7 protein-coding genes and 2 pseudogenes are annotated in these 7,281 nt (G+C 36.8%); 5 read left to right on the forward strand and 4 right to left on the reverse strand.

From position 1 onward, the window contains the following. Positions 1-128 (forward strand): transposase (locus HX743_RS15180; RefSeq protein WP_178319618.1); only part of this gene is annotated, 128 nt, incomplete at its 5' end. 205 nt (positions 129-333) lie between these two features. Here HX743_RS15180 and HX743_RS15185 read toward each other — a convergent pair. Then, complete coding sequence (locus tag HX743_RS15185; RefSeq protein WP_178319619.1) at positions 334-687, reverse strand: hypothetical protein; 354 nt, start codon at positions 685-687, stop codon at positions 334-336. Positions 688-952: 265 nt separating this feature from the next. On the opposite strand from HX743_RS15185, the gene HX743_RS15190 reads away from it, so the two are divergent. The 3 genes and pseudogenes from HX743_RS15190 (at position 953) to HX743_RS15200 (ending at position 3,066) form a co-directional block, all read left to right on the forward strand. Continuing rightward, complete coding sequence (locus tag HX743_RS15190) at positions 953-1,258, forward strand: DUF4298 domain-containing protein (protein ID WP_096901595.1); 306 nt, start codon at positions 953-955, stop codon at positions 1,256-1,258. 237 nt (positions 1,259-1,495) lie between these two features. After that, positions 1,496-1,696: pseudogene (locus tag HX743_RS15195) on the forward strand (I78 family peptidase inhibitor); the annotation flags it as partial. Between the two features lie 188 nt (positions 1,697-1,884). Further along, a complete protein-coding gene (locus tag HX743_RS15200; RefSeq protein ID WP_178319620.1) occupies positions 1,885-3,066 on the forward strand; it encodes an MFS transporter in 1,182 nt (393 codons plus the stop codon). Positions 3,067-3,165: 99 nt separating this feature from the next. On the opposite strand, the gene HX743_RS15205 is transcribed toward HX743_RS15200, so the two are convergent. Both HX743_RS15205 and HX743_RS15210 read right to left on the reverse strand, forming a co-directional pair. Beyond that, positions 3,166-4,656 carry an amidase gene (locus HX743_RS15205; RefSeq protein WP_178319621.1) on the reverse strand — a complete coding sequence of 497 codons (1,491 nt, stop codon included), beginning with the start codon at positions 4,654-4,656 and terminating at the stop codon, positions 3,166-3,168. 51 nt (positions 4,657-4,707) lie between these two features. After that, the gene (locus HX743_RS15210; RefSeq protein WP_214129028.1) at positions 4,708-6,141 is read right to left on the reverse strand and encodes a diguanylate cyclase; all 1,434 of its coding nucleotides are present in this window, start codon (positions 6,139-6,141) and stop codon (positions 4,708-4,710) included. A 302-nt stretch (positions 6,142-6,443) separates the two neighbouring features. On the opposite strand from HX743_RS15210, the gene HX743_RS15215 reads away from it, so the two are divergent. Next, on the forward strand, positions 6,444-6,854 hold the full coding sequence (locus HX743_RS15215) for a hypothetical protein (RefSeq protein ID WP_372238855.1): 411 nt from the start codon (positions 6,444-6,446) through the stop codon (positions 6,852-6,854). Between the two features lie 324 nt (positions 6,855-7,178). Here HX743_RS15215 and HX743_RS15220 read toward each other — a convergent pair. After that, positions 7,179-7,281, reverse strand: a pseudogene (locus HX743_RS15220) (IS982 family transposase); the annotation flags it as partial.

Consider the following 7,281-nt stretch of genomic DNA (forward strand, 5'->3'; position numbering starts at 1 on the left):
TTTCGACGAATTTGTATTTTATTCCAGCTTATAGCCCTGAGTTAAATCGAATCGAGATGGTATGGAAGCAGATGAAATATTATTGGCGAGATTTTCAAGTCATGACAGCTGATAAAATAGAGCAATGAGTGGAGAGAGTATCAAACCAATTCGGAAAAGAATACATGTTTACTTTTTAATGACAGCTTATCGCTCAAAAGGTGGTTTTTTAAATTCAGTATTTATTTTAAAGCTCGCTTGTATAAATAAAAAGCATCATCCATATAATGAATATAACGATTTATCAATCATAAATAATATAAATGATGTTTTAAGTATAGATCAGCAAAAAATCTATTTTTTAAATTCAGTAATATTAATAGGCTGATCTTTGACTAACTCAAGTACTCCTTCACCACCTTTAAAGTGAATAGATACACCATCATCATTGCTCAGTAAAATACCGCTACCAGATACAGTACGTTTTAAATGATAAACTGTGTCTGAATTATCTACCATTTCTGCAGTTTCAAAATTATCTGAAGATTTTAATTCAATGGTTAAATCTTGTGGGCCATTAAAATAAATAACTTGTGTTTCTGCAGGTGCATTACTTTGTACTTTTTCTTGGCTCACTTCATTATTTGAATTTGAGTTACATCCCATTAAACCGAATGCAAGTAATGTTGCCCCTAAAATATATTTCATTTTTGTACCTTTTCTAAAAAATTGAAGCAAACTTATACTAATGACTTTAACTTTTGATAAAAAGATGGAATTACACTTTTATACTAAATTTTACTGAAAGTAATGAAGCTAAAGTTGACTAAATAAATCAGGAATTGTCTTCTTTAAAAATTAATGCAAAAAAATATAGCACTATATGTTTCTTTAAATAAAACCTACATACACTCACATTCCTTGATCTTGAATTATTGTATGTTCATGTCATCTTAATTTTTGAATTTCAGCTATGAGTAAAAATAAAATGTACGATGCTCAGGTTTTACAGCAACAATATGAGCAATGGCATGATTTACATCGACAGATGCGAGAAGCGCAGCAAAAATGGCAAGCTGCAGAAAAGCTCTGGCAAGAATTACAGGCCTATTATCAAAGTGAACAATGGCTTGAGGACTATGAAAATGCGCCTGAACTTAGCTGCCGCGAAGGGGAATATTCTATATTATCGCAAGATACGCTATGGAATGCTTTAGAAGAGCGTCGCCAACAGGCAATTGATTGGATGAAACTGAGTTTAAGTGTGATTGAGAATTAAACTTAATCCAAACTTACATCTAATTTATTTTGATCAATAAAACTATCATCACAGTTTTATTCAGTAAATTTACTGCATATTTAATCAGTTATGTTATTTTGAGTTGGTTTGAAGAAATTAAAAACGAGTATCAACATGAAAAAGTTATATAGTGTTTTGGCTGTTTTAAGTGTGGCAACTTTAGCTGCGTGTAGTAATCAGCCTATCAATGAACAAACTCAGGTGCCACAGACCATGCAAAATTGTGTCCCAGAATCTGCTGCGCAGTTAGTTGGTAAAACAGGTTTGACTGAAACACAAATTAAAGCGCTTACCCGAGCTGAAATTGTGAGAATGGTTACACCAGGTCAGCCTGTAACAATGGATTATCGTATGAATCGCGTCACTGTGGTGGTCGATCCGAAAACTAAAATTATTCTACAAGCTTCTTGCGGCTAAACAATTTTAAGAAATTTTCTCAATATTACCCTGAAAATTTGATCTGATTTTCAGGGTTTTTCGTTTTAATCAGCCAATCACTCAAAATTAAAGTACTACAGTGTTAATATATCGGTTGTCTTAAAATTTTAGATCAGGTTAGAAATGCACTTATTTATGTGTTTGAAAAATCAAGGAAATATACATTGATGCAAGCCTTGAATATATCGACACGCTTAGGTGGATTCTACTTTTTTTACTACGCAATTGTTGGGACGTTTTTGCCTTTTTGGAGCCTGTATTTAGAAGATCAGGGCTTTAATTATCAGGAAATTGGTGTTTTATCTTCTATTGCCATTTTAACGCGCTTTTTCGCGCCTTTTATTTGGGGATGGATTGCCGATAAATCAGGCAAACGGATGCTTTTGGTGCGCATCGCAACTTGGATGGAAGCCAGTATTTGGTTACTGATTTTTATTGTTCCGAATAGCTTTCAGTCTGTTGCATTACTCATGCTAATTTTTAGCTTTTTCCAAAACGCAATTTTGGCACAATTTGAAGGCGTGACTTTGTTTTGGTTGGGCGAGAAACGTGCGGAACTCTATGGCAAAGTGCGTAAATGGGGCTCTATAGGTTTTATTGTCGGGGTTTTTGGCATAGGTGCTATTTTGGAAATTATACCAATCTCCATGTTACCGATGTTGCTACTCAGTATTTCTTTACTGGCATTTCTATGGTCATTCAGTATTCAAGAACCAAGCTCCGCACCCATTGCACAAAAACAACTTGAACCCTTATTGCCTATTTTAAAGCGCCCAGTAGTCTATTCATTTTTTATAATTGAATTGATTTTACTGTTTTCGCATGCGCCATTTTATAGTTTCTACAGTAATTTTTTAAGTCAGGCAGGCTTTAGCACAAGTCAGATCGGTTTCTTGTGGTCTGTTGGAGTGATTGCTGAAATTATTATGTTTGCTTACGCAAGTTTGTTTTTAAAGCGTTGGTCTTGGCGTTCACTGGTTGCTGTATGTTTAATTTTGACAGGCTTACGCTGGGTAATTGTCGGTTTATTTCCATCCATATTTTTTGCGCAATTTTTTGCACAAAGTGTTCATGCCTTTAGTTTTGGCTTATTTCATATCATTGCCATGCGGGTGATTTTTCAAAACTTTTCTGCAGGGCAACAAGGTCGCGGGCAAGCACTTTACAGTACCATGTGGGGGTTAGGGGTTGCACTGGGGAGTATTTTGGCAGGGCATTATTGGGATATTGTTTCAGGCGAATGGATTTTTATTTTTGCAGGATTATCTACACTGATTGGTCTGTGTTTTATTTGGGGATTGCCAAAGCAATTAGAATCGCAGTTAATGTCGAGCGATATGAAAGCCTAGATTGGTGATTTTGCAGTGATACCGTTCTTTTATCAAAAATAGAAGCAAGCAAAGTTGGATGGGTATAGTTTGCTTGCTTCTTACTAATTGATTGCTACATTAAATAGGGATTTTAGCGTATTGCTGCCACCACGGTTGAGCTGCTTCGAGTTGTGCAGCCAGTTGTAAAAGCACATCTTCACGTGCAAAAGGCGCAATAAACTGCGAACCCAATGGTAAGTTATCTTTATTCCAATACAAAGGCACAGACATTGCAGGCAGCCCTGTAATATTGGCAAGTTGAGTAAATGGCACCCATTTTAGGTTTTCTTTGACAATGCGATCGACCAATTTACCTTGCGCTAACCAATGTGCTTTACCTGCATGTAGTAGTGTTTTTAAAATTGGTTTTTGCCATGCAGGAGTTTTAACTTCGCCATTTTTTGGTGCAACTGAGGCAGTTGCAGGGATGAGGTATAAATCATAACGCTCAAAGAATTGATTCATTTGCGCGACATATACCCCCCAATTATTCAAATTACGAATGTAATCTACTGACGTGGTTTTTGCGCCAAAGGCAGCCAAAGCCAAAGAGTCTAGCTCAAAATTATCGGAATGATTTGGCAGGCGAGTTTGAATTTCAGCAATTAAATAAGCAAATTGGCTAAACCATGTGGTAATGAAATCTTTGGCCAATTGCATGCCATCAATAGCAGGACGGTCTTCAACCACTTCATGCCCTAAAGATTCTAAAAGCTGTACGGTTTTTTGAATGGCATTGATGGCATCTTGTGAAACAGCTGTACCAATCGGAGATTGGGTCGAATATGCGATTCTTAATTTTTTTGGCGCTTGCTGAATTGCATCTAAATAACTGCGTTCAGGAGCTTCAATTTTGAAAAGTGAATGACCATCTGCGCCATGCGTTGCATCGAGCATTGCCGCACTGTCACGTACACTTTTACTTAAAATATGTTGCATCGCTGCACCATGCATGGCTTCACTGAGTTGTGGCCCCCACGGGGTGCGTCCACGACTTGGTTTTAAACCAAACAAACCACAGTAAGACGCAGGAATACGAATTGAACCACCGCCATCACTTGCCCCTGCAATCGGCACAATACCTGCCGCAACTGCAGACGCAGAACCACCAGAAGAACCACCACTATTGTGTTTCAAATTCCATGGATTTTTACATGCACCCCAAGCATCTGGCTCGGTTATCCCTTTAATCCCAAATTCAGGCGTGTTGGTACGTCCAAAGGTAACGATTCCGCTATTTTCCCAACGATTTACAATTTCTGCATTTTGTTCTGCAAGATGATGCGCACGTTTTAAACCCTGACAACCAAATGAAGTCGGATAGCCTGCATATTGTTGAAATAAGTCTTTGACTAAAAAGGGCACACCTGCAAATGGGCCTGTTAATTTTGTTTGTGTGCGCTGCCGTGCATGTTCATGCATAGGAATAATAATGGCATTTAATTGTGGATTGGTTTGTTCAGCACGTTGTAACGCAATATCTAATAATTCTGAGGCCTGAACATCCTTTTTGGCAACGAGCTCTGCCAAGCCTAAAGCATCATATTGGAGGTATTCTGCAAGTTTCATTTCAATCCTGAAAATCTGTATTGTCAAATTGATGTTGTATGCTATTTTTGTTTAAGAAGCAAGAATGACCCGATTACGACCTTGCATTTTTGCCTGATATAGCGCCTGATCTGCCTGAATAATTAAATCTTGTAAAGGGAGATTGGTGGGTAAGTGTGTATGTGACACGCCCATGCTTACTGTAAAATGAATGGGTTCAAGGTTTTCTAAATTTAACGCTTGATGTTCAATACACATACGAATACGTTCTGCAATGCGTTGAGTTTTATTTAAGTTATTATTGTTCAGCAAAATAATGAACTCTTCACCACCAATGCGACAAAATAAATCGTGATCACGTAAATTGCTTTTAACGATGTTAGAGAGATGTTGCAAAGCACGGTCACCGACATAATGCCCATATTGATCATTCATTTTTTTAAAATCGTCGATATCTAACATAATTAAAGACAATGAATGATTGTTTTTATGCTTTAAAGCTTTTTCACTTAACTGAGTAAAACTACGGCGGTTCAGTGTTTCGGTTAAACTGTCATGATTTGCCAAATACAATACTTCTCTATACAACTGATTTCGGTTTTGGCTAATCACACATAAAATTAACGTGGCAAGACCTAAAATAATTAAACCCACACGAATAGAAATAATGGTGGTTAAATAACTCGAATTCACTTGATCTATAAACAAGCCTGTGACGCTGTGATACAGAGTTAAACAGACCAAGCTATTAATCAGTGCCAAATTGAAAAGTTGATAGCTGGCAGCTGCCCAAATTAACGCAGCCAATGGATATAATAGTGCGCCTGGCCCATAGAAAATATGGGTGCAGGCGATTGAGATCAACAATGCAAAAAAAGGTAAGGCATCCCGAATTTGAATTTCTTTAACATATTGATTGTTTATAAGTTCTTTGACTTCAGACCAACGTGGGGCAGCCAAAATCAAAGGTAAGACAATCACCACATTTAAAATTTCACCAGACCACCAAGTAAAAAAATCAATCCAGCGATTTTCTGCCAACATAAAGCTATGTGGTAAATTCGGCAGCAGAAGAATGGCAAATAAAGCGCCGAAGAAGCAGCCTAAAGTCACAGCAATAATATGTGGATACAGCTCTGACACATTATTATTGCTCGCTGGAAGTTTAGCGCGGGTATAATTAAAGAAAAACAACCCACTAAAAACAGCAACAAAGTTTGAAAGCGTTAAACCTAGCGTCATCAGCAAGGTATTGTCTGTAACTAAATCGGCACCCATATAGCCAATAAATGCACCCAAAATTCCACCAAAACTTTTTAAAGATGGAAAGCGAATGAGTAGCCCCAACAAGAGGGCGTTGCTTGGCCAAAAAAAAGAAAAGTAGCTAAGTGGGCGAGTAAAAATACCCAATAAACAAGAAAAAAATACCACAACGGCTAGCAGTCCAAAGGCAAATATTTGCTTTTGAGTCGAAGATATAGTTTGCGGTATGCTAAAGTTTTGCAAGTACTAAACTCACTTTTGCAATGGTTTGATAATTAAGAAAAAAACTTGAATGAGTGTGACGTTCACAACAGAAAGGCGATCATATCAAATAACCATTACCTACAAAGTCGATTAAATGTAAACTAAGTCACATTTTCGTTAAATAAAATTGTTGTCTTATGTTTATGCTTGCAGATTTGGATTAAAAATATGCTAAGTTGTCTAAACGGTTTATATCTTTAAATAAATGTATGAAAAAAATATATCTAACCACAGTTTTAAGCTTATGTTCTGTCTGCACGATTGCGAATGAAAATACAACAATAGATTCAGCCAAGTTAACGCCAGTAGCAGCAGAAACGACCAATAAATTTCGTGTGGTGACCCGTCCAGAAATTGTGGGGCTGTGGGGCATGCAAATCCCAAATAATCGTAAATGTATTGAATATTACAACTTTAAAAGTAATAGCGATGTGGTGATTAAAAGCGGTCAAGAATGGTCTGCAGGTGTATATGATTATCAACCTTCACAAGACCCTGCAAATTCGTTACCGGCTTTAATTTTGCAAGTTAAATATGACAATAATGAAGTGGATTGTTCTGGATATCAGGAAGACCAAACAGGGGACATTTCACAATATTTTGTAAAATGGAAAAATGCGCACACCATTAATTTCTGTAGTAATGAAAAAGCAGAACAATGTTTTGCGACGTTGTACCGCGTCCTGCCTTAAACTTTTCATTATTTGGTCTATTAGAGATCTTTTATAAACTCGTACCCCTCATCCTGTAGCGCGTGTATTGATCATCTAGAGCGCTAAAGCACAAAAGTAGTGAATTTCAATCTTTCATTAGACGAATTATTGATGATCATTTTTCGAATCCAGAATCAATTAACAAGAGCGACACATTTTAGTGAGTTGAAAAGTTAGGTGAATTCTTAGAATCATTAGACTTTTTCAACCAGCAATGACCTTATTACATAAATTTGGAGCAAGCTGTGATTTAAAGGTTTGAGGAAATTTAAATATAATTAACCTGAGTTCGATGAAATCCATTTAGCCTTTTAGCATATTTTGGAAAGTTGGCTTATTGGGATTCAAACAATAAGCCACTACAGCAGCCATGATATTCACCATGAAGTTATTTACCGAACGATGA

The sequence above is a fragment of the Acinetobacter sp. Swhac1 genome (assembly GCF_013390985.1).
GTDB lineage: Bacteria > Pseudomonadota > Gammaproteobacteria > Pseudomonadales > Moraxellaceae > Acinetobacter > Acinetobacter towneri.